Below are 26,076 nucleotides of genomic sequence, written 5' to 3'. Positions count from 1 at the left end.
GGACCGGCCATGCGGTTTGCTGCCATCGGCCTCGACCATCGCCATATCTACCACATGGTCGGTGGCCTGCTGGAGGCCGGCGCGGAATGCGCCGGCTTCGATCCCAAGACCAGCGACGCGCGCGTGCTCGAAGGCTTCCGCGAGCGCTTCCCCGACCTTCAGGCCGTGGAAGCGCAGCGGCTGCTCGACGATCCGTCTGTTGATCTGATCGTCTGCGCCGGCATCCCCAGCGAGCGCGCCGCGGTCGCGGTCGCGGCGATGCGGGCCGGCAAGGATGTCATGGTCGACAAGCCGGGCGTGACGAGCTTTGCGCAACTCGCCGAGGTCGAGGCGGCTGTCGCGCAGACCGGCCGCATCTTTTCGGTCTGCTTCTCCGAGCGCTTTATCGTGCCCGCGACGATCGTCGCGGGAAAACTGGTCGCCGATGGTGCGATCGGCCGCGTCGTGCAGACGATCGGGCTCGGGCCGCATCGCCTTAACCGGGCGATTCGGCCGGGCTGGTTTTTCGACGCGGCGGCCTGTGGCGGTATCCTGACCGACATTGCCTCGCACCAGATCGACCAATTCCTGCATTTCACCAGTTCGGACAGCGCTGAGATCGTGACGTCCGGCATCGGCCATTTCGGCGTGGCCGACCTGCCCGATTTTCAGGATTTCGGCGAGATCCTGCTGCGCAGCGACAGGGCCGGCGGCTATATCCGCGTCGACTGGTTCACCGCCGACGGTCTTTCGACCTGGGGCGACGGGCGCCTGACGATCCTGGGCACCGAGGGCACGATCGAACTGCGCAAATATGTCGACATCGCCGGGCGGCCGGGCGGCGACCATGTCTTCCTCGTCGACAAGGCCGGCACCCGCCATATCGATGCCTCGCGCGAGCCATTGACCTATTTCCGCAACCTGATCGCCGATATCGGCGCGCGCGGCGAAACCGCAGCGCCACAGAGCCACACCTTCACAGTCTGCCGGCTGGCGCTGGAGGCGCAGGCGCAGGCGGCCTGGCTGCCGGCGAAGCCACGCGTCGCCCATTCCTGAGGATGCTCTCGTCATGACACGCAAGCTCGGCATCGCCGTGATCGGGCTCGGCCCGGCCTCCCTGCCGCATTCCAAGAGCCTGCTCGATCTCACTGACCGGGCGGAGGTGCGCTACGCGGTCAGCCGGTCGGCTGCGCGGGCGCAGGCCTTTGCCGGGCAGTTTCCGTTTCCGACCACGACCGATCTCGACGCCGTGCTGGCCGACGGTTCCGTCGATGCGATCATCGTTCTGACGCCGCCGAGTTCGCATCTGGACGTTTCCGCCCGCTGCCTCGAGGCCGGCAAGCATGTCCTGGTCGAAAAGCCGCTGGAGCTGACCAGCGAGCGCGGCCAGCGTCTCGTCGATACGGCCCGGCGCACCGGCAAGATCTTCGGCGTCGTGCTGCAGCACCGTTTCCGTCCCGCGAGCCTGCGATTGAAGGTGGCGCTTGATGCCGGCGAACTCGGCAGTGTCGAGGCCGCGTTCCTGCAAGTGCCCTGGTGGCGGCCGCAGAGCTATTACGACGAGCCGGGACGCGGCACGCTGGCGCGCGATGGCGGTGGCGTGCTGCTGACGCAGGCGATCCATTCGCTCGACCTGTTCCGCTCGCTGGTCGGCGTATCGAAGGTGGTCGCGGCGCAGGCGCTGACGACCGGGCTGCACCGCATGGAGACCGAGGATTACGTCTCGGCGCTGCTCGAAACCGGCAATGGCGCGCCAGCGACACTGGTGACGACGACGGCGGCCTATCCGGGGTATCCTGAGCGAATCGAGATCACTGGGACGAAAGGCTTTGCTTCGCTGATCGGCGGGCGCCTGCGCCTCGCTTTCCTCGACGGGCGCGAGGAGATCGTCGAGGCCGAGGGCTCGACGGGAAGCGGCGCCAACATCATGGACTTCCCCCATGACGCCCACCGCGCCGTCATCGCCGACTTCCTCGACGCCATCGAGCAGGGCCGCGACCCGGTCGTGACCGGCGAGGAGGCGCTCGCCTCGCAACGCCTGGTGGATGCGATTCTCTCGGCTGCAGGCTGGAAGGCGACACCGAGCGCCTGAAGCGCCGCCTCCCGTCATGGTCGGGCCTGTCCCGACCATCCACGTCTTCGCTCGCCGAGCGCTACGTTCAAGACGTGGTGCTCGCCACAAGGGCGAGCATGACGAGCGACGCACACAGCCGCTTGACTTGTATTGGATTTGTATCTTTCATGAGGTGTCCCGCCGAGGTCGCCCGTGATCCGTTATCAGGAAATCGCCCACAGCCTTGAGCTCGGCCTTGCGGCCGCTGGTGGCGATTCCCGTGCGATTCCCTCCGAACACGAGCTTTGCGAGCGCTATGGCGCGAGCCGGACGACGATCCGGGCCGCGCTGAAACAGCTTCAGGACCAGGGGCTGGTCGAGCGCCGGCAGGGCAAAGGCACCTTCTACCGGCCGCGTCACATCGCCAAGAATCTCGGCAGCATCGTCGATTTTCACACCGAGGCGCGGACGGCAGGACGCGTGCCGACGACACGGGTGATCTCGTTGGCCGTCCGACCCGCCGCGCCCGACGAGTTCGCGCTCTTCGGGCAGGCGATCGCCGCGGGCGGGATCGTCGACCTGACCCGCCTGCGCAGCCTCGACGACGAGCCCGCCGTGCTCCAGCGCTCGCGACTCGGCAAGGCCGTGCTCGGAGAAGCGCAGGCCCGCGAATTGGTGAACGCCTCGCTCTACCGCTACCTCGCCGAATGCCGGGACGTCCATGTCGCCACCGTCGAGGAGACGCTGGAGCCGATCGCAGCTGGCCCGGAGGAGGCGGCTCATTTGCGGGTCGCGACCGGGGCCGCCGTGTTCCGCTCGCAGCGCGTGGCTCGCGACGTCACCGGCGCCGTGATCGAGGTCAGCGACAACCTGATCCGGGGCGACATCTACCGCTTCACGATTCATCGGCAAGTCAAAAGCCTCGAATCCGCGGGCCAAGCCTCGGGAGTGGCGTCGTGAGCGTCGTCCTGGCCTGCGACCTTGGTGGAACCAGCTTTCGCGCTGCGCTGATCGATGCAGACGGTGCGACGCGGGCGCAGGCCATGATCGTTGGGCCGACCGCGATCGACCGCATGGGCTGGTCGGAGATCGATGCAACGGAATGGTGGCGCATCCTGATCGAGGCAGCGGGCCAGCTTGCCGAGGCCGAGCCCACGCTGTTTACGGCGATCGAGGCGGTGGCGATCTGTGGCGTCACCCGCACGCAGGTCTTTCTTGGACGCGACGGGCGCCAGTTGCGCCCGGCGATGACCTGGAAGGATACGCGCTCGGAAGCCGCCGCCATGCGACTGCGCGAGAGGCTGGGCGATTCCCATCCCGAGAGCGCCCGGATCAACGCCTTTCACCCGCTGGCGCGGCTCGCCTGGCTGCGCGAGGAGGAGGAAGCCTGTTTCCGGGCGCTGGCCTGCGTGCTGGAGCCGAAAGACTACCTAAATGCGCGCCTGACCGGCCGGCAGGCGGGCGATCCTGTTTCGATGGCGCGGCTTCTGGCGTCGAAGGCAGTCGTCGCAGGCACCGATCCCTTCGCGGCGATTGGCCTGTCGGCATCGATCCTGCCGCCGGTGCTGGAGCCCTGCGACCGTGTCGGGCCGGTGCTGCCCGGCCTGCCGGCGCCGCTCGACAAGCTTGCGGGCGTGCCGGTGTTCTGTTCGTCAAGCGACACCTGGGTCGCGGTTGCCGGGCTCGGCGCGCTGCGGCCGGGCTATGCCTACAACATCTCCGGCACGACGGAGGTTCTTGGCGCCGTCGGCCTGGAACCGGTCGAGGCCGAGGGCCTGCTGAGCGTCGACTGGCGCGGCCTCTGGCAGATCGGCGGCCCGAGCCAGAACGGCGCCGATACCGTGTCCTGGCTGCTCTCGTTGCTCGGGCGTCAAACCGACGAGCCCGGCTCGGTCGGCCGCGAGATCAAATCCCTGCTCGCAGGCCGGCGCCATCCGCAGCCCTTGCTGTTCCTGCCCTATCTCCAGGGCGAGCGCGTGCCCTACTGGAACCCCTCCCTGCGTGGAGCTCTGATCGGGCTCAACCGTCAGCATGGCGCGACCGACTTGGCCTATGCGGTGCTGGAGGGCGTCGGCTTCCTGAACCGGATCGTGCTGGAGCGGGCGGAAGCGGCGCTCGGCCAGTCTGTCGCGGAAATCCGCTTCGGTGGCGGGGCGGCCGCGAACCCGGTCTGGAGCCAGATCAAGGCTGATATCTGCGGCCGTCCGGTCGTGGTCGGGGCCTCGAAGGAGCCCGGTCTGCTCGGTGCGGCCATTGTCGCCTGGACGGGGCTTGGGCGCTTCGTCTCGCTGGCGGAGGCGCAAGCCAGCCTCGTCGTATCCGCCGCGCGGTTCGAGCCTGAGCCCGCCCGAAAGGCTGCCTATGACGCGCTTTTTGCGCTCTATCGGCGCAGCGAGGCGGCGCTGGCGCCGATTTCGGCCGAACTCTCGATCCTGTCGCGCAGCGTGGGCGCCCTGCCGGGTATCCACGCGCCGCCGCTCCTTTCCGCGAAGGACTGACCCTGCATGAAGACGCTCATTCAGACCGATTTCGGCCGCGACCACCTGTTGGTCGGCTGTGTTCACACGCTGGCCCTGCCCGGTACCCCGCTTTATGACCGCAGTGGCGGCATGCGAAAGATCGTGAAGCAGGCGCGCGAGGAGGCGAAGATCCTCGAGGAAGCCGGCTTCCACGCGCTGCTCTACACCAATGAATCCGACATGCCCTACGAGGCGAACATGCCGATCGAGGTCGTCGCGGCGATGACAGAGGTGATCGCCGAATGCCAGGCGCAGACCGAGCTGCCGCATGGTGTGAACATGCTGATCGATCCGCCGGCCTCGATCGCAGTGGCCCATGCCACGGGCGGGCGCTTCGTGCGCGCCTTCCTGACCGGAGCCTTGGTCGGCGATATCGGCATGATGACGCCGGATGGCGCACGGGCGCTGCGGCTGCGGGCCAATCTCGGCGCCGAAAACATCCGCATCATCTGCAACGTCACGCCGGGATTCTCGATCAATCTCGACACCCGCCCGGTCGAGCAGCAGGCCTCGGGCGCGGTCTTCATCGGGCTTGCCGACATCGTCTGTGTCGGTGGGCCGGCTGCGGGCAAGGAGGCCGATATCTCGCTGATCGAGCGCGTCGCGAAGCAGGTTTCGAACACGCCCGTGGCGGTCGGAACCGGTGTGGCGGAGGAGAACATCGCGCGCCTTGCCGAGGTGGCGGAGGTCTTCATCGTCGGCACCTCGATCAAATACGACCGCCAGACGCTCAATCCGGTCGAACCCGCCCGCGCCCAGCGGCTGGTGCGCGCCTATGACAACCGTCGGGCGGCCTGAGCGATGCCGGGTCCGGTCACACTCGTCACGGGCGCTTCGGGCGGCATCGGCGGCGCGCTCGCCGTGATGCTGGCGGGGCAGGGACATCGGCTCGTGCTGTCGGGGCTCGACCAGGCCGGGCTCGACGCCGTCGCCGGGGCGGTGAGCGCGCGGGGCGCCGAGGTCGCAACCATCGCCGGCGACGTGCGCGACCGCGATCTGCCCGAGGCTTGCGTCGACCTCGCGGTCCAGCGCTTTGGCCGGCTCGACAATCTCGTCACCGGGGCCGGCGCCTCGCGCCCGGTGCCGATGGTCGAGATGGAGGATGACGAGTGGGACAAGTTCGTCGACATCAACCTCTCGGCGGTGTTCCGCATGTCGAAAGCGGCTTCGCGCCAGATGATCGCGCAGGCTGAGGGTGGCGCCATCGTCCATATCTCGTCGATCGCCCATGCGAATGGCGGCGCCAATCTCGCCTATGGCTCGGCCAAGGGCGGTGTCGCGACACTCACCTACGGCATGGCCCAGCAGCTTGGCCGGCATGGCATTCGCGTGAATGCGGTTGCGCCGGGCATCATCGATACGCCAATGGTGAGGAACGGCTTCGCGCAGCAATTCAATGCGCTGGTCGAGGGTGCGGCGGTTCGCACGCCGCTCGGACGTTTGGGCAAGCCTGAGGATGTCGCTGCCGTGATCGCCTTCCTGCTTTCGCCCGGTGCCGCCTTCGTCACCGGCGCGCTGATCCCGATCACCGGCGGCATCGAGATCCTGTCGCCGATCTCGACGATCGCCAAGGGAGCCTGAGGCGGATGGGCGGGATCGCTGCGCGCGAGGTCATCGGACGCTACGGCACCGCCATCGCCGGGCTGGCGCTGATCCTGTTCTTCCTGATCTTCGCACCCAATTTCGCCAGCACGACCAACATCATCAACGTGCTGAAGGATACGAGCTTCCTCGCCATCCTGGCGCTCGGCTTCGCGCTCGCCTTCACCGTCGCAGAGCTCGACCTTTCGGTGGCGGAGATCGCGAGCCTGGCGGCCGTGGTCTGCGGCTGGCTGGTGCATTCGCAATACCCGCCGGCCCTGGCGGTGGCGGGCGCACTGGCGGTGGGCGTCGTGTTCGGCTCGCTGAACGGTTTCGGCGTCACCGTGCTGCGCATCCCCTCGCTGATCATGACGCTGGGCACCGCGGCGATCGCCAAGGGCTGCGCCTTCATGATCACGCAGGGCGTCGCTTTCGTCGGTCGCTGGCCGGTCGGCTTCACCGGGCTGGCACGCGGCTACTCTTTCGGCGTTCCCAATCTCGTGCTCTGGATGATCGCGGCGACGTTGTTCGCCTGGGGTCTGGTCAAATGGACCCGCACCGGCGCGCATATGGTCGCGACCGGCGAGGCCGACGAGGCGGCCCGGCTCGCCGGCATCGCCACGGCCCGGATGAAGCGGATCGGCCTGCTCCTGGCAGGTGTCTTCGCTGGACTGATGGCGGCGCTGTTGGCGGCCAATTTGTCCTCGGCCGCGCCGAACATGGCCGGCGACTATTTGCTTTATGCGATTGCCGCCGTGCTGCTGGGCATGACGATGTTCGAGCCCGGCAAGCCCAATGTACCCGGCACGGTGTTTGCGGCGCTGGTGCTCAAGGTGCTCGGCAACGGCTTGGTGCTGCTCGGCGCGGCCTATTACATCCAGGACATCGTTCTCGGCGTCATCATCATCGGTTCGGTCGCGTTCTCGGCCAGCGCGATGAAGACGGCGGCCTTCAAGGTCTGACGTTTTCGCAACGATCAAAAACGAGGGGAGTCATCATCATGTTCGGGTTCAGGAAAATGCTGGTCGCGGCGGCGGCACTGGTGGCGCTCAGCCAGTCGGCGCAGGCCTTTGAGGTCGGCATCGTCGGCTTCCAGTTCTCGTCGGAGACGCATGCGCGCGTCGCCAATGCTGCCGCCGCCGCCGCCAAGGCCAGGGGCTGGGGCGTGACGCTGCTGAACTCGGAAGGCGCGCTGCCCAAGCATGCCGAGCAGTTCGATGCGCTGATCGCCAAGAAGGTCGACGCCATCATCATCGCCATGGGCAAGCCGGTCGAGGCCGATGCGCAGTTCCAGGCCGCGAAGGCGGCTAAAATCCCGGTCATCACCGTGCAGTCGGGATCGAGCCCGCATGCGCTGTTCGACATCCAGACCAATGAATACAAGGTCGGCGCCGATGCGGCGCTCTACCTGCTCGGCCAGCTCGGCTATCAGGGCAACATCGTCACCGCCCGCTTCGACCTGAACGTCGCCTCGCGCATTCGCGGCCGCATCCTCGATGCGGTGCTGGCGGAGAACCAGGGCGTGAAGGAGCTCGGCAAATTTTCGATGGCCCGCACCCAGAGCTGGAGGGACGATGTCCGTGCGGGCATGCAGGCGCTGCTGCTGCAGAACCAGGGCAAGATCAACGGCATCTGGGCCTCCTTTGACGGGCAAGCCTACATCATCGACGATCTGCTGCAGGCGCAAGGGATCAAGAAGGGTCAGATCCCGCTGATCTCGGTCGATGGCGGCAAGGAGACCTATGCCCGCATTGCTGACCCGGCCTCGACCTTCCTCGCCACCGTTGCGATCCCCTTCGAGGAGATGGGCAAGCAGGCGGTCGACGCGATCCAGACCATCGTCGTCGAGAAGAAGCCAAAGGAGACCGTGGCGAGCGGGCCGTATCTGTTCACGGACGCCGTGCTGGTCGACAAGACGAATGTCGAGCAGTTTTTGAAGTGAGGAGGCTCCGCCGTCATGCTCGGGCTTGACCCGGGCATCTTGGAAACCAGTGCCTTCTCGGCATGAGATCCTCGGGTCGAAGCTTCGCTCCGCCCGAGAATGACGCCGTGTTGCCCCGTAGCCGGACGGACAGATCATGACCGACACCACCCCCCTGCTTTCGCTGCGCGGCATCGGCAAGGCTTACGGCGCCGTGGTCGCCGTGCGCGAGGTCGATCTCGACATCTTCGCCGGCGAGGTGGTCGCGATCTGTGGCGACAATGGCGCCGGCAAGTCGAGCCTGATCAAGGTGATCTCGGGGGCGGAGGAGCCGACGGCGGGGTCGATCAGCATGCGCGGCAAGCCGGTTGCCTTCGGCTCGCCGCATGACGCGCTGGAGCACGGCGTGGCGACGATCTACCAGGATCTGGCGCTCGCGCCGCGGCTCTCGATCGCCCAGAACGTCTTCATGGGCTCGGAACTGACGCGGCCCTTGCTGCTGCCGTTCCTGCGCGTGCTCGACAAGAAGAAGATGATTGCGGAATCGCAGCGCTACCTTTCGCAGCTCTCTGCTGCAGTCACCGATATGACGCGCGCCGTCGAGCGGCTGTCGGGCGGGCAGCGGCAGGCGGTGGCGATCTCGCGGGCGCTGCGCTGGAACGCCGAGATCATCATCATGGACGAGCCGACGGCGGCACTCGGCGTCAAGGAAACGGCGCTCGTGCTCGACCTGATCCGCAAGCTGAAGGCGGATGGGCGCACCGTCATCCTGATCAGCCACAACATGCGCGACGTGGTGGCGCTGGCCGACCGGGTCGTGATCATGGGAGCGGGCCGCAAATATGTCGATCGGCCGATCGGCGATCTCAGCGCCGACGACATCGCCCATCTGATCATGGCCGGAAATGCGAAGGCAGCGTGAAATGTCCCGCATTCCTTTCTCAGCCCTCATCCTGAGGAGCCGCGAAGCGGCGTCTCGAAGGATGCTCCAGGAGGTTCCGGAGGCATCTGGAGCATCCTTCGAGACGCAGGCTGCGCCTGCTCCTCAGAATGAGGGCTGAGACATGCGCGAGCCGATCATCATCGACACCGATCCGGGGCAGGACGATGCGGTCGCGCTGCTGCTCGCCTTTGCGGCCGGCGACCGGCTCGCCTTGCGTGCCATCACCACTGTGGCCGGCAATGTCCCGGTCGCGCAGACGACGATCAATGCGCTGCGCATCCGCGATCTTGGCGGAGCGGATATCGTCCCCGTGCATGCCGGCGCCGAAGGGCCGCTGGTCTTTCCGCTGGAGACGGCCGAGTTCGTCTGCGGGCCGGATGGGCTTGCCGGTGCCGGCCTGCCGCCGCCGAAGAGCACGCGGGCTCCCGGCCACGCCGTCGAGGCGATCATCGCGATCTGTCGGGCCGCGTCTGATGACGGCATCACGCTGTGCCCGCTGGGACCGCTGACCAATCTCGCGCTCGCCTTCCGGCTGGCTCCCGACATCCTGCCGAAGGTGAAGCGCATCGTGCTGATGGGCGGTGCGCTGGGCCTGGGCAACATGACGCCGGCGGCGGAGTTCAACGTTCATGTCGATCCGCATGCGGCGGCGATCGTGTTCGGCTGCGGCCGGCCGATCGTGATGCTCGGCCTCGGCGTCACGCTGCAGGCGATCGCCAGCCATGAGCAGGTCGCTCGCATCGGCGCGCTCGGCAATGCGACCGGCAGGGCCATCCAAGGCATGCTGACGCGGCCACGTCCCGGCGGGCTCGGCACGGCGGGACACCCGATGCACGACCCTTGCGTCATCGCGTATCTGCTCTGGCCGGAGTTGTTTGCGGGCCGCGATTGCTTCGTCGAGGTCGAGACCAGCACGGGGCTCTTGCGCGGCCGCACCACGATCGACTGGAACGGGCGGCTGAAGCAGCCGGCCAACGCCCATGTCATCGGTTCCGTCGAGGCGCATGAGCTGTTCGAGTGGATGATCGAGTGCCTCGCCACCCTTCCTTGATTGTGCCTGCCGAGGATACGCCATGCCCCATTTCGTCGAGGACTTGCGCCGGGACGCCGAGGCCGCCATCGCCGCGATGCGCGAGGCGGCGCTATCCGCGCGCCACATCCACGCTCGCGCCGAGCTGATGCGCCATATGCTGACGACGGCGCGCAAGGTCGCGGCCAAGTCCAAGGCGGAAGCCGTCGAGACCGTCGTGCGCGAATGGATGGACGCGTGGAATCTCGATCGGCACGAGTGGCCGCATATCGCCCGCGAGATGGAAAGCTTCACGGCAGCCTTCCACGACTATGCCAATGAGCCATCCGACGCGCATGACGCGGCTTTGCGCTTGAGCTGCACGGCGCTCGATGAGGCGCTTGCGCGCGAGGGCACCTCGATCTCGGAACAGATGGCCTTCCGCTCGCAATGCGCCCATCGCTGGTGGGAGCTGGTCGCGCCGACGCCGGCCGATCTGCCGGGTGCCAAGCTGCGCCCGTCGATGCCGGCGCCGCGCTCCGACGCCCCGTTCTGGGAAGCCGGCTGCGCGGATTTCTGCCGGTAGGCGCGGCGGTCAGGCCGATCTATCGTGGTGCTCCGGTCGTGGGACCGTGTGCGCGCAGCGATACGGCTTCACGTCGAGCAGCGGCGTGCCGTCGAGGCAGTCGAGCCCGCGCACCAGCAAGATGCCGTCCTCGACGCCGAGCAATGCGACACGCGAGACCGCGATCGGATTGGGCCTGACCGGCGAGCGCAGCGCGAAGGTGCCAAGCGGCTGGCCGCCGCGCGGGGTTTGCGTCACGAGGTCGCGTCGCGCCTGATGCATCCAGTAGAGGAGATCAAGCTGCGCGAAGCCCTCGATGCCGACCAGTGCGGCGTGCCAGGGCGCGTCGATCTCGACGCGGCAGATCGGGCCGTCCTCGGCATCGCCCTGACGCGGGCACTGGTCGCGCGAGGCGAAGGGTGTGCGCAGGCAGCCGATGAAGACGAGATGCGCGTCCTGCCGGTCGGGCAGCGGCGCACGCGTCTCGCCCGGTCGCGTCGCCTGCCAGTCCATCGGATGCTCCGGTCAGCCCGTCTCGCGTGGCAGCGTCGGCGCGGAAAAGCCGTGTCTTGCCAGGATCGCCTGCCCGTCGCGGGACAGGATGAACATGGCGAAGCGCCAGGCATTTGGCGAGGCCCCGGTCATCACCGTCAGACCATAATCGGCGCCGACGGCCATTGCAGGCGGCAGCCGGACGAGCTTGAGAGTGGGCTGCTCCTTCGCGATCGGCCCCGCGTTGGTGCAATAGGCGAGGAAGATGTCGGCCTCGCCCTTGGCGAGCTTATAACCATAGACATTGGCGCCATCAGGCGCCGGCGTGCTGCTCGCGCTGCCGGTGAGTTGCAGCGCCTTCGCCTCCAGCGCCGCTTTCGCGCCCGGCTTGACAGCCTCGGCCCTGGCGAAGACCTGAAAGGCGTAATCGCCCGATGGGTCTGCCTTCGGTGTCGAAGTGCCGAGCTTGATGCCGGAATCGAGCATCCGCTCCAGCAGGGTCTCCGGCGTGACCGCGATCTCCGGCCGTGCGAAGGCGCAGAGTTCGTTGCGGGCGAACAGCACGACCGGCCCGGCAAGCCCGGCCTGGCCCAACGCATGCGGATTGCCGAGATCGGCCGAGGCGAAGACCTCGGCCGCCTCGCCCCTGGCGATACGATCCTTCAGCAGGCCCGACGCGCCGAAGACCGGCTTCACCTCGAGCCTGGTCTGGACGGTGAATGCCTCCGCGACCTCGGTCAGCGCGGCGCGCAGGCTGCCGGCGGAATGCAGCAGCACCGGCTCCTGAGCGCGGGCGGCGGACATCGTTGCCGCGCCGGCCATCAGCAGGATGCCGGCGATGAGGGGGCGGTGCATGAGATCACGCGCCTGCCTGCGTCGCATTCGGGAAGAAGAGCTGCTGTCCCTCGATCTTGTAGTCGGAGATCACCTTCTGGCCCTCCGGGCTGACCAGCCAGTTCACGAAGGCCTGGCCGTCATTGATCTTCACATGCGGGTGCTTGGCCGGGTTCACTGCGATGACGCCGTACTGGTTGAACAGACGCCGGTCGCCCTCGACGGCGATGACGAGATCGCCCCGGTTCTTGAAGGAGATCCAGGTGCCGCGATCGGCCAGCACATAAGCGCCCATGCCGCCGGCGGTGTTGAGCGCCGCGCCCATGCCCTGGCCGATCTCGCGGTACCAGGCGCCCTTCTTGGCGTCGATGTCGATGCCCGCGACCTTCCAGAGCGCCAGTTCGGCGGAATGGGTGCCGGATTTATCGCCGCGCGAGACGAAGGGCGTGCCCTTTTCCTGGATCGCCTTGAGGGCGGCTGCGATGTCCTTGGTGCCGGCGATGCCGGCCGGGTCGCTCTTCGGCCCGATCAGGACGAAGTCGTTGTACATCACCGGCTTGCGCTCGAGCCCGAAGCCCTCGGCGACGAATTTTTCCTCCTGCGACCTGGCATGGACGAAGACGACGTCGGCATCGCCGCGCCGGCCGGTATCGAGGGCCTGACCCGTGCCTTGCGAGACGACGCGGACATCAATGCCGCTCCTGGCCTTGAACAGCGGCAGAAGATAGCCGAACAGGCCGGAATCCTGGGTCGAGGTCGTCGAGGACACGGTGATGAAGCGGCTGTCGGAGGCTACAGGCGCGGTGGCTGCCGGCGGGGTCGCTGTGGTCGTCTGGGCCAGGGCGAGGCCGGTCAAGCTGATGCCGAAGCCAGTCGCGAGCAGCAGGCGGCGGGTCGTGGTCATGGTCGTCTCCTGGGGGCGTTTTCTTGGGGTTTCTTGTTGGGCATGGCAGGGCTCACCAGATCAGCTCGCCGGCGAGGAAGGCTCGCGCTTCCGCCGAGTTGGGGCCTGCGAAGAATGACGGCGCGGGCGCGTCCTCGATGAGCTTGCCGCGATGCAGGAAGAGCACGCGCGAGGCGAGGCGCCTGGCCTGGCCGAGATCATGGGTCGACATCAGCACCGTGATGCCCTCGGCGACGAGACCGGCGAGCAACTCTTCAATCTGGCGCGTCGCGGCGGGGTCGAGCTGCGAGGTCGGCTCGTCCAGGAAGAGCAGTTCGGGCCTCAGCGCCCAGGCGCGGGCGATGGCGAGGCGCTGCTGCTCGCCGCCCGAGAGCAGGCGCGCCGCCTGCGCCGCGCGCTCCGACAGGCCGAAGCGGGCGAGGGCGGCCGCACTGCGCTGGCGGCGTTCGCTGCCGGAGACGCCGGCGGCTGCCAGTGCATGGGCGATGTTGGCCTCGACCGAGCGGCGCAGCATGATCGGCTTCTGGAAGACCATGGCGTGGCGTCGGCTCCGTCCCTCCGCGCCGGCGGCCCAGCGGACTTGACCCTCGTTTGGCGTCAGCAATCCGTGGCAGAGCCGCAGCGTCAGCGATTTGCCGGCGCCGTTGGGGCCGAGCAGCACGGTCAGTCCGCCGGCCGACACGCCGAAGCTCAGCCCGTCGATCAGCCGGCGGCCATCGCCGAGGAAGGACACGGCGTCGACCGCGAGCGGGAGGATCGAGGCAACATCACGCATAACGTGCGCCGATCCGGCTGGCGCCGAAGGCCACCGCGTTGATGGCGAGCGTCAACGCGATCAGGACGATGCCGAGGCCGAGCGCCAGGGCTAAGTCGCCCTTCGAGGTCTCCAGCGTGATCGTCGTCGTCATGGTGCGGGTATAGCCGGCGATGTTGCCGCCGACGATGAGCACCGCGCCGACCTCAGCGCTGGCCCGGCCGAAGCCTGCCAGCAATGCGGTCGCCAGCGCGAAGCGTCCGTCGAAGAGCAGCGTCGGGATGGCCCTGATGCCTTCGAGTCCGACCGAGCGGAGATGGTCGCGATACTCGCTCCAGAGATCCTCGACCGTCTGGCGCGTCAGGGCGATGACGATCGGCAGCACCAGGATCACCTGCGCTGCGATCATCGCGGTCGGGGTGAAGAGCAGGCCGAACGGTCCCAGCGGCCCCGAGCGCGACAGCATCAGGAAGACGAAGAGCCCGGCGACGACCGGCGGCAGGCCCATCAGCGCGTTGAGGCAGACGATGACGGCGGAACGGCCGGGGAAGCGCGCCAGGGCGAGCGCGGCGCCCAGCGGCAGCCCGACCACGGCAGCGATCAGCACGGCGGTCAGCGTCACCCGCAGCGACAGGCCGACGATCGTCAGGAAGCCGGGGTCGAGCCCGACGACCAGCGCGAAGGCTGCCTTGAAGATCGCTCCGAATTCCAACGCCTTGTCGCTCCCGGCTGTGTTCATTCTGCAAAGCCTTGCGATTTCTAGAGTTCAATGCGACAAAAGGCCAATCACGGAAATTCCGCATATTGGCGCAGCTTCATGCAGGATCATATCTACCTGACGACGGAGGAAGCAGCCGGATATCTGCGGCTCAAGGAGCGCAAGCTCTACGAGCTGGTGGCCGGCGGCGCCGTGCCCTGCACCAAGATCAGCGGCAAATGGCTATTTCCGCGCGCCGCGCTCGACCGTTGGCTCGAAGCCGGGCTGGCGCATCCCGAGGGGATGCTGCCGGCGAGCCCGCCACCGATCATTGGCGGTAGCCAGGATTCGCTGCTGGAGGTGGCGGTGCGTGATTCCGGCTGCGGACTCGCGCTGCTGGCAGAAGGTTCGCAGGCCGGGCTCGACCGTCTGGTGCGCGGCGAGGTCGCCATTGCCGCGATCCATCTCCATGCCACGCCCGACGACGACGAGGCCAATCCGGCGGCTATCCGGGCGGAAGCCGGCCTGTTCGATGCCGTCGTGATCGGTTTCGCCCGGCGCGAGCAGGGACTTCTGGTCGTGCCCGGCAATCCGCGGGGCCTTGCGGGCGTGGCCTCGGCGGTTGCGAAGCGCGCCCGCTTCGCGCGGCGTCAGAAGGGGGCGGGTGCGCAGCTCCTGCTGAACAGCCTGCTCGAGCGCGAAGCCGTGCCAGAGCAGGCGATGGTCCTGGCCGAGGGCATCTGCGCGACCGGACAGGATCTGGCGCTGGCGATCCGGACCGGCCGGGCCGATTGCGGCATCGCCTCGCGCGCCGTTGCCACCGCTTTCGGGCTCGATTTCCTGCCGCTGGTCTGGGAGCATGTCGATCTGGCGATGCGCCGACGGACCTATTTCGAACCCGGCACGCAGAAGCTGCTGGTCTGGATGCGCGACAGCGCGATGACTGCGCGGGCGGCCGAACTCGGCGGTTACGATCTGTCGCGAAGCGGCGAGGTCAGGCTGAACCGCTGAACGGCTACCGCTTGATCGCCGCTCCGAAATCGCGCCAGCCGTGGACGCTGTGGACCGTCTCGCGATCGGCCACTGCCTCGCCGAAGGGGGCGACGCACCAGTCCCAGCTTTCGTCTTGCGGCGGCAGGACGGTTCCGCGCATCAGGTCGAAGTGCTCGACGGCCGTGCCGCTCCTGTCGCGCTCGACCATCTCGACATCGGTGAGCAGGACGACGCGGCGGGGAAAGCGCGCGAGATCGTCGCGATGCCAGGCGATGCAGCGGGTCGGCAGATCAGAGGGCAGAGCCGCCGCGCGCGCCGGGTTGTCGTCGAGCCAGTCCGCCACTGGCCAGCCGAGCTGCGACATCAGATTGGCTGAGATCACCAGATCGAGTGTCACGTCGGCGACGAGATCGGCGACCGGATCGACGCGGCCGTCACGCTTACCCTCGAGCCAGCCCAGCACCCCGCTGAGATCTCGCGTCACCAGCCTGACGTTGGGCTGAAAGGCGGCGGCGAGCCTGACCTGCGGCAGATGGACGGCGTCGATCAGTAGAACGCGCTCGAACCGCTCGCGGAGCAGAGACAGGGGAATGTCGCGCAGCAGGCCGGAGCCGAGCACCGCCACGGTCCTGCGTCGGGGCAGGTCCGCGACGACGCCTGCCACCAGCGCCCGGCAGTGCTCGTGGTGCTCCGCCCAGGCCCTGTGCTGGCGCCGGCCGCGCGCCCACAGCGCGACGCTCTCCGTGACCAGGCCGAGTCGCCGCGTCATGCGGCTGGCTGGCGTGCCCAGCCAGAGAGCGAGTTCGGCGAGCAATTCCGGGTCGTCAGGTCAGGGCGCCGCGCGCCGCCACCGGCCAGAGCGCCTCGACATGGGCGTCCGCCGTATGGAGCCCGCGCACGCAGACATACCAGTCGTGAAGATTGACGGTCGGGTCGCAATGGCCCGGTACCAGCAACAGCTTGTCGCCGCGATGAGGCAGGGCGATCGGATCGCCCGTCAGCACGCCATGCTCGTCGGAAGGCTTGGTATAGATCACGCCCTCGCGCCGGAACGGCGTCGGCAGGCCTGAATCGATCGCTGCCGCCTTGTGGCCGGCATCGACGACCGCGCGGTCCGGCACCGGCTTGCTCATCACCCCGGTCAGGATGAACAGCGCATGCTCGAAGGTGCGGAAGGGCGTGCCGTCGGCCTGCCGGTTGCGGGCATAATCGGCGTCCATGAAGATATAGGAGCCGGCCTGGATCTCGTTCCAGATGCCCGACTGGCTCTCGATCTCGAAGGTGCCGGTGCCGGCGCCGCTGACGACGCCGCAGGCGAGCCCGGCCTGGGCCAGGCGTTCGACGGTGTTGCGCGCGCCAAGCCCTGCGCGCTCGATCGCCTCGCGGCGCTCGTCGATCGAGCGCATGTGCTGGGCCGTGCCATGATAGGCCTGCAGCCCGCCGAAACGCAGGGTGTTGCTGCGCGCGATCGCCTCGGCCAGACGCACGGCGGTTTCGCCCGGCGCGACGCCGCAGCGCCGCCCTCCGACATCGATCTCGACGAGAATATCCAGCACCACGTCCTGACGCGCAGCCGCTTCGGCCGCTTCGCGGACGCCGTCGAGATGGTCGATGCAGAGCGTGATCTTCGCCTGGCGGGCGAGTTTGGCGAGGCGGTCGAGCTTGGCTGCGCCCGCGATCTCGTTGCTGACGAGCACATCGGTCACGCCGCCCTCGACCAGAATCTCGGCCTCCGAGACCTTCTGGCAGCACTGGCCGACCGCTCCATGGGCGATCTGGCGCAGCGCTATCTCCGGGCTCTTATGGGTCTTGGCATGAGGCCGCAGCCTGACGCCATGGCCCTGCGTATAGGCAGCCATGGTGACGAGGTTGCGTTCGAAGGCGTCGAGATCGAGGATCAGGGCCGGGGTGTCGATCTCGTCAAAACTCTGGCCGGCCTGGGCCGGTGGATGCAAGGGCATGGGCTGTCGCGCTTTCCTGAATCAGTGGCAGCCATGGGACGCCAGCTTCTTGTCCGGGGCAAGGCCCGTTGGCCGCGACCGGGGGAACGCCGTGCTGCGGTAGCGCTTCCGCCGCCTCCATGATACGTCGCGCGGCATGAAGATAGGCCGCGTTACCGACGATACCTTCGCGCTTCTCCTCCGCGTCTGGCGCGAGCAGGTCAAAGCCTATCTGCCGCAGATGGCGATGATCATGGCCCTGGTGGTGGTGATCGCGGCGACGACGAGCTTCTATCCGCTATTGATCAAGGCGGCTTTCGATGCCTTCGCCGACCCACTGACGGCGGAATCGACAGGCTTCGTGCGCCGGATGGAACGCCTCGTCTCGAAGTCGATCGGCATCGAGATTGGCGTGGTCAACGCGGTCGCAATCGTCGTCGTCATCGTCACGGCGATCAAGGGCTTCTCGCTGCTCGCCCAGACGGTGATGACCAACAGCGTCGTCAGCCGGATCGAGGCCGACATGCAGACCGCGCTCTACTCGCATCTGATCCGCGCCGATCTGGCGCAGCTTCACCGCGAGAACCCGGCCTCGCTGACGCAGCGCTTCACCACCGACTTCACCTTCGTCAAGGAGGCGCTGACGCGACTGATCAACATCGCCGTGCGCGACGTGCTCACCGCGATCGCGCTCGTCGGCGCGATGTTCTGGATCGACTGGCAGATGACGCTGGTGGTCGTGCTGATCGCGCCGATCGTGGCGCAGCCGATCGGCAAGATCGGCCGGAAACTCCGCCGCATGGCAACCTCGCAGCAGGAACAGACCGGGCAGATGGCGAGCTTGGTGACCGAGAGCCTGCAGGGCGCCCGCGCCGCCAAGACCGATACACTGGAGCCGTATCTCGAGCGCCGCGCTGCTGCAGCCTTCGAGAGCATCCGCGCCCTCAAGATGAAGGCCGCCAATGCGCGCGGCCGGCTCGACCCGCTGCTCGAGGTTGCCGGCGGCATGGCGGTGGCGGGCGTGCTGGCGGCGATCGGCGTGCGCATCACCTCGGGCGGCTCGACGGTCGGCGATTTCACCGGCTATGTCTCGGCGCTGCTGCTGGCGGCGCAGCCGCTGCGCTCGCTCGGCAATCTCAACGCCATCGTCCAGGAGGCCGGCGCCTCGCTGAAGCGCTACTACGCGCTGCTCGACGAGTTGCCGCTGATCACCGAGCGGCCTGATGCCAGGCCGTTGCAGGTCGGCGCGGGCGAGGTCGCCTTCCGGCAAGTGCGCTTCCGCTATCGCGACGATGCGCGTGCGCTCGAAGGCATCGATCTCGTCGCGGCGGGTGGCAAGACGACAGCGCTGGTCGGCCGTTCGGGTTCGGGCAAGTCGACGCTGCTGGCGCTGGTGCCGCGCCTCTATGATCCCAGCGAAGGCCGGGTCGAGATCGACGGGCAGGATCTGCGCGACCTGACGCTCGCTTCGCTACGCGCGCAGGTCGGGGTGGTCAGCCAGGACGTCGTGCTGTTCGACGACACGGTGCGCGCCAACATCGCCTTCGGCCGGCCGGGCGCCAGTGACGAGGAGATCGTCGCAGCCGCCAAGGACGCCGCCGCGCATGACTTCATCATGGCGATGCCGGAGGGCTACGACTCATCCGTTGGCGAGCGCGGCCAGAAGCTCTCGGGCGGCGAGCGCCAGCGCATCGCGATCGCGCGTGCCATCCTCAAGGACGCGCCGATCCTGCTGCTCGACGAGGCGACGAGCGCGCTCGACACCGAATCCGAGCGACTGGTGCAGCAGGCGCTGGCCCGGCTGATGAAGAACCGCACCACGCTCGTCATCGCCCACCGGCTCTCGACCGTGCGCGAGGCCGATCTCATCGTCGTGCTCGAAGAGGGCAAGATCGTCGAGACCGGCAGCCACGAGGCGCTGCTGGCGCGCGACGGCTCGTATGCAAGGCTGCACCGGCTACAATTCGTCGAAAGCTGAGGCGCTTCGCGGCTTCTGACGTGAAGCGCCTCGCACTGTCTCAGGCCGCCGCAGCCTTGGCCGCACGGGCCGGCATCGCCGTTCCGCGCAGCGTGATCGAGAAGGCGGCTGCGAACAGGCAGAGCGCGCCGGCGATGAAGAAGGCCGGCAGGTAGCTTTCATAGACCGTGCGGCTGAAGCCGGCGCCATAGGCGGCGAAGGCCGCGCCGAGCTGGTGCCCGGCGAAGATCCAGCCGAAGACGAGGTTGGACTTGTCGCCGAAACGGTCGGCCGCGATCTTGATCGTCGGCGGCACGGTCGCGATCCAGTCGAGGCCGTAGAACACCGCAAACAGCGACAGCCCGTAGAAGGTGAAGTCGGTGAAGGGCAGATAGAGCAGCGAGAGCCCGCGCAGGCCGTAATACCAGAACAGCAGCCAGCGGCTGTCATAGCGGTCCGAGAGCCAGCCCGACCCGACCGTCCCGGCGAAATCGAAGATGCCGATCATCGCGAGCACGCCGGCCGCCGTCACCGCCGCCATGCCGAAATCGCCGCAAAGCGAGATGAAATGCGTCTGGACGAGGCCGTTTGTGCTGGCGCCGCAGACGAAGAACGTACCGAACAGCACCCAGAAGGTGTGCGTGCGCGAGGCGTCGCGCAGGGCCAGCAGCGGCGACATCAGCATGGCGCCTATTCCGCCTTGCTGCACGGGTGCGGGCACGATCGCGTCGCCGCCATAGGGCGCGAGTCCGACATCGGCCGGCCGGTCACGCATCAGCACGAGCACGGCGAGCGCCGCGACGATCAGCATGACGAGCACGACGATGAGCGCGCTGCGCCAGCCGAAGCGGTCGGTCAGCGAAGCCAGCAGCGGCAGGAAGACGAGCTGTCCCGTCGCACTGCTTGCGGTCAGCAAGCCGAGCACGAGGCCGCGCCGCGTCGAGAACCAGCGCGTCGCGACGGTGGCGCCCAGGACCATGGCGGTCAGGCCGGTGCCGAAGCCGACGACGACGCCCCAGAGCAGCACCAGATGCCAGAGTTGCGTCATCACGAAGGAGCCGAGGATGCCGGCCGCAATCAGGCAGAGCGCCGTGCTGGCGACGCGGCGAACGCCGAAGCGGTTCATGAAGGCGGCAGCGAAGGGGCCCATCAGCCCAAACAGCAGGAGGCGCACGGCGAGCGCCGAGGAGATGTCGGCGGTTGCCCAGCCGAACTCGCGCTGCAGCGGGCCGATCAGCACGCCGGGCGCTCCGACCGCACCTGCCGTCACCAGCATGGTGAGGAAGGTCACGGCGGCGACGACCCAGCCATAATGCCAGCCGCGCCGCGCCATGGCGGCGGGAAGTCCGGGGGAGGGGCCGGCGGGGGCGGCAAGCGAGGACATGGCGATCTCCTTTGCGGGTATCTGCCCGCATATCTGCGAAAAAGAAACGGTCAGAGGACGTTCAATGCGGCGCGCAGGCTTTCGGCATGATCGGGGCCGAGCCGGGCCTCGATCTGGCCCTGGACTCCCTCCCAGAGCGGGGCGCCCTCGTCCAGCGCGCGCGTTCCGACCTCGGTCAGCGAAACCGTAGCCTCGCGCTGGTCCTTGCCGCGTCCCACGGCAAGGTGGCCCATGCGCTCCAGCACCCTGACATTGCGCCCGATCGTCGAGCGATCGAGTTCGGTCAGACGTGCGAGTTCCGTCAGAGTCACCGGCGCAGCGCGTCTCACCGTTCTGAGCAGGCTGAACTGCGCGATGTTGACGCCAACGGGCTCCAGTGCGGCGTCATAAGACGCTGCGATTCGGCGCATGGCTGCGCGAAGAACGGTGCAATAACAGGGGCCACTCATGATGCGGGTATATGCCCGCGTCTCGATCTTTGCAAGCGCCCCTGCAGCGAGAATCGTCCGACGCTGTCATGAAACCCTCATCAGTCGCGCGGATTCTCCAGCGATGGCTGATTCGATCCTCCGGCTCCATACTGCCGTGCTTGCCGCACGCTCGCGCGACCCCGCATTGTCCCGAACGGCGCGGCTGGTGAGCGAGGGCCTGCCGAAGATGGCCAAGAAGCTGGCGGAGGAGGCGTTCGAGGTCGGGCTCGAAGCCGTCCAGGGCGACCGCCGCCGCACCATCCTCGAAAGCGCCGACCTGATCTACAATCTCGTGGTGCTGTGGAGCGAGATCGGCATCGCGCCGGAGGATGTCTGGCGCGAGATGGATCGTCGCGAGCAGCTTTACGGTATCGCCGAGAAGCTGCCGAAGACCCGGGGCAAGCCGGGGGCACGTCCGGCGCCGGGGCGCCGGACGCTGCTCGGCGTCGAAGGCTGAGCCCTCACGCATCTGGAACGGCACTGCGGCGCCTGTCGTCCCGGCATTCCATGGGGCGGCGGCGCCCGCCGGCAAAACTTTCCGAACCCTGAGAGTTTCAGGGTTGCCAAGACGCAGGAGAGCGGCTATTTCCGCCGACATCGGGGCCACGCCAAGCGCTGCGCCCGCCGATATGCGCTCGTAGCTCAGCTGGATAGAGCATCAGACTACGAATCTGAGGGTCGGGCGTTCGAATCGCTCCGAGCGCGCCACTACTATTTCCAGCCACGAACTAGCGTCTCCCATAGAAGTCGCGCTACGCGCCCCCGCAGTCGGATTGGTGAGCGGAGCGCGTTGTCGCTACCGTGCTCGCCAGCAGCACGATCGCTACTCCTCCGACTCGACGCTGCGATTTTCGCCAACGGCGCGGCTGCGTCCCTCCGCTTGCTGCCGTCACGCTGCCCCCGTCTCGGCTGCGAGGAGGGCGACCGAACGCTCCCAGGCCTGCTTGGCGGTGGCAGCGTTGTAGCGCTCCGCACTGGTATCGTTCAGGAAGGCATGGTCGACGTCCGGATAGACGATGGCCTCATAGCGGATGCCTGCAGCCTTCAGCGCCGCCTCGTAATCCGGCAGCGCCTGCACCAGCCGCGTGTCGCGCGCCGCATGCTGGATCAGCATTCGCGCCTTGATCTGGGGCACGCCCGCGAGATTGGGCGAGCGCCCATAGAACACGACGCCGGCCGCGAGTTCGGGCGCTGCGACCGCAAGATCGTTGACCGCGCCGCCGCCCCAGCAGAAGCCGATCGCGCCGGTCTTGCCTGTCGCATCGGGCCGCGAAGCCAGGAGCTTCAGTGCCGCCCGGCCCTGCCGGGTCACATCCTCCGCCGGCAATCGCGGGAACAGGCTGCGCGCCTCGTCGGGATCGGCCGGAGTGCCGCCGAGCGGCGTCAGGAAATCCAGGCCCAGCGCGGTGAAGCCAGACAGCGCCATTCGCCGCGTGATGTCCTCGATATGCGGATTGAGCCCGCGATTCTCATGGATGACGAGGACGCCGCCGCGTCGGCCTGCTGTTTTTGGCGCGACGAGATAGCCCTTGAGCGCAACGCCATCCATGGTGACGTCGAGGCGTTCCGCCGTGATCCGGGCATCGTCGGGCGCGACCTGCTGGGCATGGGCATAATTCGGCTCGAGCAGGGCCAGCGCCGCCTCGGCTGCGGCCGCCGAGCCGGCCAAAGTGAGCAGGCGGTTGAAGAAGACGCGACGGTCCAGCGGCTTATGGGTGTATTCGTCGTAGAGTTCGACGATCCGGCGATCGAGCGCCATGGTGACCTCCAGCGTGGGCGTTGCAGACCAAGGTTGACGTTCCCCTCGTTCCTCGGGGAGCGGAGCCATCCTAGCGCCTGCGATCGCTGGCGGAGGGGTCGGCGCCGCTCATCGCGGCTTCGTGAAAATCACGCCCTGTGGCGGGCCTGACGCGCTATTCCGCGACGATCTTGTAGCGTTGGCCGGGCGTCAGGGCGCCACCGCGCTCGATGCCGTTGAGCACCATGAACAGCTCCTGGGCGCGGTCCTGCTCCGGCATTCGCGCCGCCATCGTCGCAGGCGTATCGCCGGCGGCGGCTGCCACGGTGCGCACCTGCATCGGCCTGACCGACTGCGCCTCTTCCGTGCTCATCACGCGAAAGCTGGAGAGCAGCGCGCGCATCGGCCGCTCCGGATCGCCGCCGCCGCGCGCCGCCAAAATGAAGCGGTAGACGCGGTTGCCGGCCTGCACGGCAGCAAGGCGGAAGGTCCAGTCCGTGCCCTTGCCGACGGCAATCACTGCCGGCTGGCCGGCGATGTCGAGCGTCTCGACGACGGTGGTCTCAACGCCGTCGATCCAGCCGGCCGCGACATAGGATTGCAGCGTCTGGTCGGCCTTCAGCGTGACGGAATCGAAGCGCAGCGCCTGGCTGCCATTGCCGCTAACGCCGATCACCATGTCGCGCGCCGCCTCCAGCCCGAAGCCTTCGGGCGCGGAAAAGCCGATGCGGAGCGCGCTGTTGAGATAGTTGCGCCCGCGCACCACCCCGTCACGCGGGTCATCGCCATAGGCGATGCCGTCGATCGCCTGCAGCCAGCGCGGGCCATCGCGCTCGCCGATGCCGGGCGCACCGATCTGGCGCGCGGCGGCGGTGACGGCCGCGATGCGCTCGGGCGTCTGCGGATGGCTCGACAGGATGTCGAGGCGCTTGTCGTCGGCGCTCTGGTTCTGGCTGCTGTTGCGGAAGGCGGTGTTGCGCCCGAGCGCGGCGAGGAAGCGCCCGGCGCCATAGGGGTCGTAGCCGGCGCGCGAGATGTTGCGCACGCTGATCTGGTCGGCGGTCAGTTCCTGCTGCCGTGAGAACTTTGCGAGCGACAGCTTCGAGCCGGCCTGCACCGCGGCACCCTGCGCCGGATCCTTCAGAACCTGTGAGACGACCTGGCTGACCAGCGCCGATTCGAGCTCGCGCTCGGCCCGCTCGACCGCATGCTGGGCGGTGACATGCGCGATCTCATGGGCAAGCACGGAGGCGATCTCGGCGGTGTCGTTGGCCAGCACCAGCAGGCCGCGCGTGACGTAGAGCCGGCCATTGGGCAGCGCGAAGGCGTTCACCGCCGGCGAGTTCAGGATGGTGATCTCATAGGAGCCGATCTGCCCCTCGCCGGCCTTCGCCAGCCGCTGCACGACCTCGTCCAGCACGGCCCGCGCCTTGGGCGCCCGAAATTCGCCACCGAAGGCCGAGAGCAGTCGCAAGTGCTCGCTGTCGGAGGCACGCTGGACCGTGCCGACGCGCGGCGCGAGTTCGCCATCGGCCGGGCGCTGCGGCGGCAGCAGCACGCTCTGGTCGCCGGTGCAGGCGACGAGCAGCAGCGCGGGAAGCGCGAGCGCAGCCAGCCGCTTGCGGCACATCAGCCAAGGGAGGAGGGACACGTCTCGCCAGAACGCCAGCATTCCGTCAGTCGATCAATTCCAGGGCGAGCTTCGATGTCACGTCGAGAAGCAGGCCGTCCCGCCCGGAGAGGACGCCACGCGCCCGCAAGCGTTTACCGCCGAGCCCGATCGCGGTCCAGCCGGCATCCTGCATCTCGCGCCAGAGCGTCTTCGACAGCACGATCGACGCGGCCTCCCCACGCCGGCGCGAAAAATTCAGATAGGTCCGTTGCGCGCGCTCGCCGACGGAGGCGATGCGCCCCTCCAGCAGCACGAGACGCCCCTCATGCGACTTGAGCACGGCGATATCATGACCGTCGATGGCGGCTTCCGTCCCCGTCACAGCGGGAATGGCTGCAATGGCTGGTGCCCTTGCTATCGCGGGCGCCTTGGCCGGCTTTGCCCGCGACCGTGAGGTGCGGGCGCCGCCGCTACAACTCGCGGGTCGAGCTTCCGGCAGGGGAGCCGCCACGCCCTCGCCCAGCAGGACCGGGCCGAGTTCGCGGGGCGCTGTATCCGTCTCGCCTGCCGGGACGTAAAGCCGCGCCGGAAGGCGCCCCCAGCGGTCGGCTCCGCCGAGCAGGACGAGCTTCAGGTCGCGGTCGCGCCAGGCAGCGATACCGGCCGAGAATCGCGCTGCCTCGGCATCGTCCTGGCGCGGCGCAAGGCCGACGAGGCGCAGCCGCCGCCCATCGACGAGGACCGGGTCGCCGGCGTCGTCCAGCCCAGCGAGCCGAACCGTCGGGCTGTCCGGGGCAAGCTCGGAACAGGCATCGTTGGCTGGGGCCGCCCCGGCGAGGAGCGGCAGGACGAGGAAAGCAGCAAGAAGAGGCTTCACCGGCATGGCGATTATGCTACACGGTTTGCCGCGCGTCCCGGTAGCTCAGCAGGATAGAGCAACGGTTTCCTAAACCGTAGGTCAGGGGTTCGAATCCCTTCCGGGACGCCATTCATTTTCAATATCAACGGGTTGAAGAACGGTTCACTGCCCGGTTTGTCCTCCGGACCTTTCGCCGTCCTACTGCGGCCATTCCAGCGCGATTGACGAGACGATCGGCTTGACCGCCCGCATGACCGGGCTCGACGATGGGAAGCGTCGGCCGCCCGAGGCATTTCTAGGGGCTTGGTCTCTGGTCTTTGGCTCTGGATCGAAGCGGATCGTCAGGCGGCAGGCGCTGCCGGTTCTGGCCAGCGCTCCGCCTTTCCAATCGACAGCGTACCCGCCGAGATCCCAGCCGAAGCCGTTGATGAGGAAAGGCCTGCCGTTGATCGCCTCGAGCTGGGCCAGCGGCGTGCCGACCGTGATGCGGCGCTGATCCGGAAACATCGCGGCGAACGTCCATGTCGACCCTTCCCGCACCGTTATCGAGCGTGGCTGCCGTCGCTCGTCGATGTCGTGCCATAGCACCTCGATGCGGCGCTTCGCGTCCTTCGGGAAAATAACGGCCCCGGGTTCGGTCGTCATTTCGCCGATGTCGATGTCATCGCGCACGACATTCCCGGCGCCAAAGGCATGGATGAGAGCCGCTTCATCCGCGTCCCTTCGAAAGGGCCCGGAGCATTCCAGCACGTCGTTCGCAGGCTGTGCATCAGCGGGCACCGACAAAACGATCGCAAGACAGGCCAAGACAGCACGGAATCTGGTTGCGGCAGGCATTGCGGTCCACTTCGGCGATAGCGGGGCGATGTCTG

General features: G+C 67.8%; 27 protein-coding genes and 2 tRNA genes. 16 read left to right on the top strand and 13 right to left on the bottom strand.

Going from position 1 to position 26,076, the window contains the following annotated elements; genetic code table 11:
* The first annotated feature begins 9 nt into the window (after positions 1-9).
* From AC1DYU_RS13460 to AC1DYU_RS13410, 11 genes are all read left to right on the top strand, one after another.
* Entirely contained in the window at positions 10-1,035 is a 1,026-nt protein-coding gene (locus AC1DYU_RS13460) for a Gfo/Idh/MocA family protein (RefSeq protein WP_476792053.1), read from the top strand.
* Positions 1,036-1,048: 13 nt separating this feature from the next.
* Positions 1,049-2,071, top strand: a complete 1,023-nt coding sequence (locus AC1DYU_RS13455) for a Gfo/Idh/MocA family protein (RefSeq protein WP_476792052.1) — start codon at positions 1,049-1,051, stop codon at positions 2,069-2,071.
* Positions 2,072-2,245: 174 nt separating this feature from the next.
* Positions 2,246-2,992, top strand: coding sequence for a GntR family transcriptional regulator (locus AC1DYU_RS13450; RefSeq protein ID WP_476792051.1), 747 nt, complete (start codon positions 2,246-2,248; stop codon positions 2,990-2,992).
* Positions 2,989-4,530: a xylulokinase gene (locus AC1DYU_RS13445; RefSeq protein WP_476792050.1), complete on the top strand. Its 1,542-nt coding sequence runs from the start codon at positions 2,989-2,991 to the stop codon at positions 4,528-4,530. Before AC1DYU_RS13450 ends, AC1DYU_RS13445 begins: the two co-directional genes overlap by 4 nt.
* Before the next feature lie 6 nt (positions 4,531-4,536).
* The gene (locus tag AC1DYU_RS13440) at positions 4,537-5,349 is read left to right on the top strand and encodes a BtpA/SgcQ family protein (protein WP_476792049.1); all 813 of its coding nucleotides are present in this window, start codon (positions 4,537-4,539) and stop codon (positions 5,347-5,349) included.
* A gap of 3 nt (positions 5,350-5,352) precedes the next feature.
* Positions 5,353-6,132 carry an SDR family NAD(P)-dependent oxidoreductase gene (locus tag AC1DYU_RS13435; RefSeq protein WP_476792048.1) on the top strand — a complete coding sequence of 260 codons (780 nt, stop codon included), beginning with the start codon at positions 5,353-5,355 and terminating at the stop codon, positions 6,130-6,132.
* A gap of 5 nt (positions 6,133-6,137) precedes the next feature.
* Entirely contained in the window at positions 6,138-7,094 is a 957-nt protein-coding gene (locus AC1DYU_RS13430) for an ABC transporter permease (RefSeq protein ID WP_476792047.1), read from the top strand.
* Positions 7,095-7,132: 38 nt separating this feature from the next.
* Complete coding sequence (locus AC1DYU_RS13425) at positions 7,133-8,074, top strand: sugar ABC transporter substrate-binding protein (protein ID WP_476792046.1); 942 nt, start codon at positions 7,133-7,135, stop codon at positions 8,072-8,074.
* 136 nt (positions 8,075-8,210) lie between these two features.
* Positions 8,211-8,975 (top strand): ATP-binding cassette domain-containing protein, encoded by a 765-nt coding sequence (locus AC1DYU_RS13420; protein WP_476792045.1) that lies wholly within the window; start codon positions 8,211-8,213, stop codon positions 8,973-8,975.
* A gap of 142 nt (positions 8,976-9,117) precedes the next feature.
* Complete coding sequence (locus AC1DYU_RS13415) at positions 9,118-10,047, top strand: nucleoside hydrolase (RefSeq protein WP_476792044.1); 930 nt, start codon at positions 9,118-9,120, stop codon at positions 10,045-10,047.
* A gap of 22 nt (positions 10,048-10,069) precedes the next feature.
* Positions 10,070-10,591 (top strand): hypothetical protein, encoded by a 522-nt coding sequence (locus tag AC1DYU_RS13410; RefSeq protein ID WP_476792043.1) that lies wholly within the window; start codon positions 10,070-10,072, stop codon positions 10,589-10,591.
* Positions 10,592-10,600: 9 nt separating this feature from the next.
* Here AC1DYU_RS13410 and tsaA read toward each other — a convergent pair whose 3' ends face one another.
* Genes tsaA through AC1DYU_RS13385 form a run of 5 tightly spaced genes read right to left on the bottom strand, consistent with a single transcriptional unit; the run spans position 10,601 to position 14,293 of the window.
* Positions 10,601-11,083, bottom strand: coding sequence for a tRNA (N6-threonylcarbamoyladenosine(37)-N6)-methyltransferase TrmO (gene tsaA, locus AC1DYU_RS13405; protein WP_476792042.1), 483 nt, complete (start codon positions 11,081-11,083; stop codon positions 10,601-10,603).
* Positions 11,084-11,095: 12 nt separating this feature from the next.
* Positions 11,096-11,917 carry a molybdate ABC transporter substrate-binding protein gene (locus AC1DYU_RS13400; protein ID WP_476792041.1) on the bottom strand — a complete coding sequence of 274 codons (822 nt, stop codon included), beginning with the start codon at positions 11,915-11,917 and terminating at the stop codon, positions 11,096-11,098.
* Between the two features lie 4 nt (positions 11,918-11,921).
* Complete coding sequence (locus AC1DYU_RS13395; protein ID WP_476792040.1) at positions 11,922-12,800, bottom strand: ABC transporter substrate-binding protein; 879 nt, start codon at positions 12,798-12,800, stop codon at positions 11,922-11,924.
* A gap of 52 nt (positions 12,801-12,852) precedes the next feature.
* Positions 12,853-13,575: an ATP-binding cassette domain-containing protein gene (locus AC1DYU_RS13390; RefSeq protein ID WP_476792039.1), complete on the bottom strand. Its 723-nt coding sequence runs from the start codon at positions 13,573-13,575 to the stop codon at positions 12,853-12,855.
* Positions 13,568-14,293: an ABC transporter permease gene (locus AC1DYU_RS13385; RefSeq protein WP_476792038.1), complete on the bottom strand. Its 726-nt coding sequence runs from the start codon at positions 14,291-14,293 to the stop codon at positions 13,568-13,570. The genes AC1DYU_RS13390 and AC1DYU_RS13385 overlap by 8 nt, the downstream gene beginning before the upstream one ends.
* A gap of 78 nt (positions 14,294-14,371) precedes the next feature.
* Here AC1DYU_RS13385 and AC1DYU_RS13380 point away from each other — a divergent pair, with 78 nt between their 5' ends.
* Positions 14,372-15,262: a substrate-binding domain-containing protein gene (locus AC1DYU_RS13380; RefSeq protein WP_476792037.1), complete on the top strand. Its 891-nt coding sequence runs from the start codon at positions 14,372-14,374 to the stop codon at positions 15,260-15,262.
* A gap of 4 nt (positions 15,263-15,266) precedes the next feature.
* Here AC1DYU_RS13380 and AC1DYU_RS13375 read toward each other — a convergent pair whose 3' ends face one another.
* The gene (locus tag AC1DYU_RS13375) at positions 15,267-16,058 is read right to left on the bottom strand and encodes a hypothetical protein (protein ID WP_476792036.1); all 792 of its coding nucleotides are present in this window, start codon (positions 16,056-16,058) and stop codon (positions 15,267-15,269) included.
* Positions 16,059-16,068: 10 nt separating this feature from the next.
* Entirely contained in the window at positions 16,069-17,205 is a 1,137-nt protein-coding gene (locus AC1DYU_RS13370; RefSeq protein WP_158482563.1) for a DSD1 family PLP-dependent enzyme, read from the bottom strand.
* A gap of 136 nt (positions 17,206-17,341) precedes the next feature.
* Here AC1DYU_RS13370 and AC1DYU_RS13365 point away from each other — a divergent pair, with 136 nt between their 5' ends.
* Entirely contained in the window at positions 17,342-19,162 is a 1,821-nt protein-coding gene (locus AC1DYU_RS13365) for an ABC transporter ATP-binding protein (RefSeq protein WP_476792035.1), read from the top strand.
* A gap of 40 nt (positions 19,163-19,202) precedes the next feature.
* Here AC1DYU_RS13365 and AC1DYU_RS13360 read toward each other — a convergent pair whose 3' ends face one another.
* The gene (locus AC1DYU_RS13360; protein WP_476792034.1) at positions 19,203-20,525 is read right to left on the bottom strand and encodes an MFS transporter; all 1,323 of its coding nucleotides are present in this window, start codon (positions 20,523-20,525) and stop codon (positions 19,203-19,205) included.
* Positions 20,526-20,575: 50 nt separating this feature from the next.
* Entirely contained in the window at positions 20,576-20,935 is a 360-nt protein-coding gene (locus AC1DYU_RS13355; RefSeq protein ID WP_476792033.1) for a MarR family winged helix-turn-helix transcriptional regulator, read from the bottom strand.
* A 142-nt stretch (positions 20,936-21,077) separates the two neighbouring features.
* On the opposite strand from AC1DYU_RS13355, the gene hisE reads away from it, so the two are divergent.
* Both hisE and AC1DYU_RS13345 read left to right on the top strand, forming a co-directional pair.
* On the top strand, positions 21,078-21,452 hold the full coding sequence (hisE, locus tag AC1DYU_RS13350) for a phosphoribosyl-ATP diphosphatase (protein WP_476792032.1): 375 nt from the start codon (positions 21,078-21,080) through the stop codon (positions 21,450-21,452).
* A gap of 174 nt (positions 21,453-21,626) precedes the next feature.
* A tRNA-Arg gene (locus AC1DYU_RS13345) sits at positions 21,627-21,703 on the top strand.
* 181 nt (positions 21,704-21,884) lie between these two features.
* Here the strand turns inward: AC1DYU_RS13345 and AC1DYU_RS13340 are convergent.
* From AC1DYU_RS13340 to AC1DYU_RS13330, 3 genes are all read right to left on the bottom strand, one after another.
* Entirely contained in the window at positions 21,885-22,754 is an 870-nt protein-coding gene (locus AC1DYU_RS13340) for a dienelactone hydrolase family protein (protein WP_476792031.1), read from the bottom strand.
* 154 nt (positions 22,755-22,908) lie between these two features.
* Positions 22,909-24,384, bottom strand: a complete 1,476-nt coding sequence (locus AC1DYU_RS13335) for a M48 family metalloprotease (RefSeq protein ID WP_476792030.1) — start codon at positions 24,382-24,384, stop codon at positions 22,909-22,911.
* 25 nt (positions 24,385-24,409) lie between these two features.
* On the bottom strand, positions 24,410-25,228 hold the full coding sequence (locus tag AC1DYU_RS13330; protein ID WP_476792029.1) for a hypothetical protein: 819 nt from the start codon (positions 25,226-25,228) through the stop codon (positions 24,410-24,412).
* A 28-nt stretch (positions 25,229-25,256) separates the two neighbouring features.
* On the opposite strand from AC1DYU_RS13330, the gene AC1DYU_RS13325 reads away from it, so the two are divergent.
* Positions 25,257-25,333, top strand: a tRNA-Arg gene (locus AC1DYU_RS13325).
* A 69-nt stretch (positions 25,334-25,402) separates the two neighbouring features.
* Here AC1DYU_RS13325 and AC1DYU_RS13320 read toward each other — a convergent pair.
* Positions 25,403-26,041, bottom strand: coding sequence for a hypothetical protein (locus AC1DYU_RS13320; RefSeq protein WP_476792028.1), 639 nt, complete (start codon positions 26,039-26,041; stop codon positions 25,403-25,405).
* Positions 26,042-26,076 lie beyond the last annotated feature (35 nt).

The organism is Allobosea sp. P2_B12 (assembly GCF_056404835.1).
The sequence above is the reverse complement of the archived record's forward strand: the minus strand, read 5'-3'. Positions and strand labels throughout refer to the sequence as shown.

What these genes read in the sequence shown, in the direction of transcription:
- AC1DYU_RS13370 (WP_158482563.1), bottom strand. Translation starts at nt 17,205, where the DNA reads ATGCCCTTGCATCCACCGGCCCAGGCCGGCCAGAGTTTTGACGAGATC.
- AC1DYU_RS13355 (WP_476792033.1), bottom strand. Translation starts at nt 20,935, where the DNA reads ATGCGCCGAATCGCAGCGTCTTATGACGCCGCACTGGAGCCCGTTGGC.
- AC1DYU_RS13390 (WP_476792039.1), bottom strand. Translation starts at nt 13,575, where the DNA reads ATGCGTGATGTTGCCTCGATCCTCCCGCTCGCGGTCGACGCCGTGTCC.
- AC1DYU_RS13455 (WP_476792052.1), top strand. Translation starts at nt 1,049, where the DNA reads ATGACACGCAAGCTCGGCATCGCCGTGATCGGGCTCGGCCCGGCCTCC.
- AC1DYU_RS13430 (WP_476792047.1), top strand. Translation starts at nt 6,138, where the DNA reads ATGGGCGGGATCGCTGCGCGCGAGGTCATCGGACGCTACGGCACCGCC.
- hisE (WP_476792032.1), top strand. Translation starts at nt 21,078, where the DNA reads ATGGCTGATTCGATCCTCCGGCTCCATACTGCCGTGCTTGCCGCACGC.
- AC1DYU_RS13385 (WP_476792038.1), bottom strand. Translation starts at nt 14,293, where the DNA reads ATGAACACAGCCGGGAGCGACAAGGCGTTGGAATTCGGAGCGATCTTC.
- AC1DYU_RS13415 (WP_476792044.1), top strand. Translation starts at nt 9,118, where the DNA reads ATGCGCGAGCCGATCATCATCGACACCGATCCGGGGCAGGACGATGCG.
- AC1DYU_RS13360 (WP_476792034.1), bottom strand. Translation starts at nt 20,525, where the DNA reads ATGTCCTCGCTTGCCGCCCCCGCCGGCCCCTCCCCCGGACTTCCCGCC.
- AC1DYU_RS13460 (WP_476792053.1), top strand. Translation starts at nt 10, where the DNA reads ATGCGGTTTGCTGCCATCGGCCTCGACCATCGCCATATCTACCACATG.
- AC1DYU_RS13400 (WP_476792041.1), bottom strand. Translation starts at nt 11,917, where the DNA reads ATGCACCGCCCCCTCATCGCCGGCATCCTGCTGATGGCCGGCGCGGCA.
- AC1DYU_RS13410 (WP_476792043.1), top strand. Translation starts at nt 10,070, where the DNA reads ATGCCCCATTTCGTCGAGGACTTGCGCCGGGACGCCGAGGCCGCCATC.
- AC1DYU_RS13425 (WP_476792046.1), top strand. Translation starts at nt 7,133, where the DNA reads ATGTTCGGGTTCAGGAAAATGCTGGTCGCGGCGGCGGCACTGGTGGCG.
- AC1DYU_RS13395 (WP_476792040.1), bottom strand. Translation starts at nt 12,800, where the DNA reads ATGACCACGACCCGCCGCCTGCTGCTCGCGACTGGCTTCGGCATCAGC.
- AC1DYU_RS13420 (WP_476792045.1), top strand. Translation starts at nt 8,211, where the DNA reads ATGACCGACACCACCCCCCTGCTTTCGCTGCGCGGCATCGGCAAGGCT.
- AC1DYU_RS13435 (WP_476792048.1), top strand. Translation starts at nt 5,353, where the DNA reads ATGCCGGGTCCGGTCACACTCGTCACGGGCGCTTCGGGCGGCATCGGC.
- AC1DYU_RS13340 (WP_476792031.1), bottom strand. Translation starts at nt 22,754, where the DNA reads ATGGCGCTCGATCGCCGGATCGTCGAACTCTACGACGAATACACCCAT.
- AC1DYU_RS13365 (WP_476792035.1), top strand. Translation starts at nt 17,342, where the DNA reads ATGAAGATAGGCCGCGTTACCGACGATACCTTCGCGCTTCTCCTCCGC.
- AC1DYU_RS13330 (WP_476792029.1), bottom strand. Translation starts at nt 25,228, where the DNA reads ATGCCGGTGAAGCCTCTTCTTGCTGCTTTCCTCGTCCTGCCGCTCCTC.
- AC1DYU_RS13440 (WP_476792049.1), top strand. Translation starts at nt 4,537, where the DNA reads ATGAAGACGCTCATTCAGACCGATTTCGGCCGCGACCACCTGTTGGTC.
- AC1DYU_RS13320 (WP_476792028.1), bottom strand. Translation starts at nt 26,041, where the DNA reads ATGCCTGCCGCAACCAGATTCCGTGCTGTCTTGGCCTGTCTTGCGATC.
- AC1DYU_RS13380 (WP_476792037.1), top strand. Translation starts at nt 14,372, where the DNA reads ATGCAGGATCATATCTACCTGACGACGGAGGAAGCAGCCGGATATCTG.
- tsaA (WP_476792042.1), bottom strand. Translation starts at nt 11,083, where the DNA reads ATGGACTGGCAGGCGACGCGACCGGGCGAGACGCGTGCGCCGCTGCCC.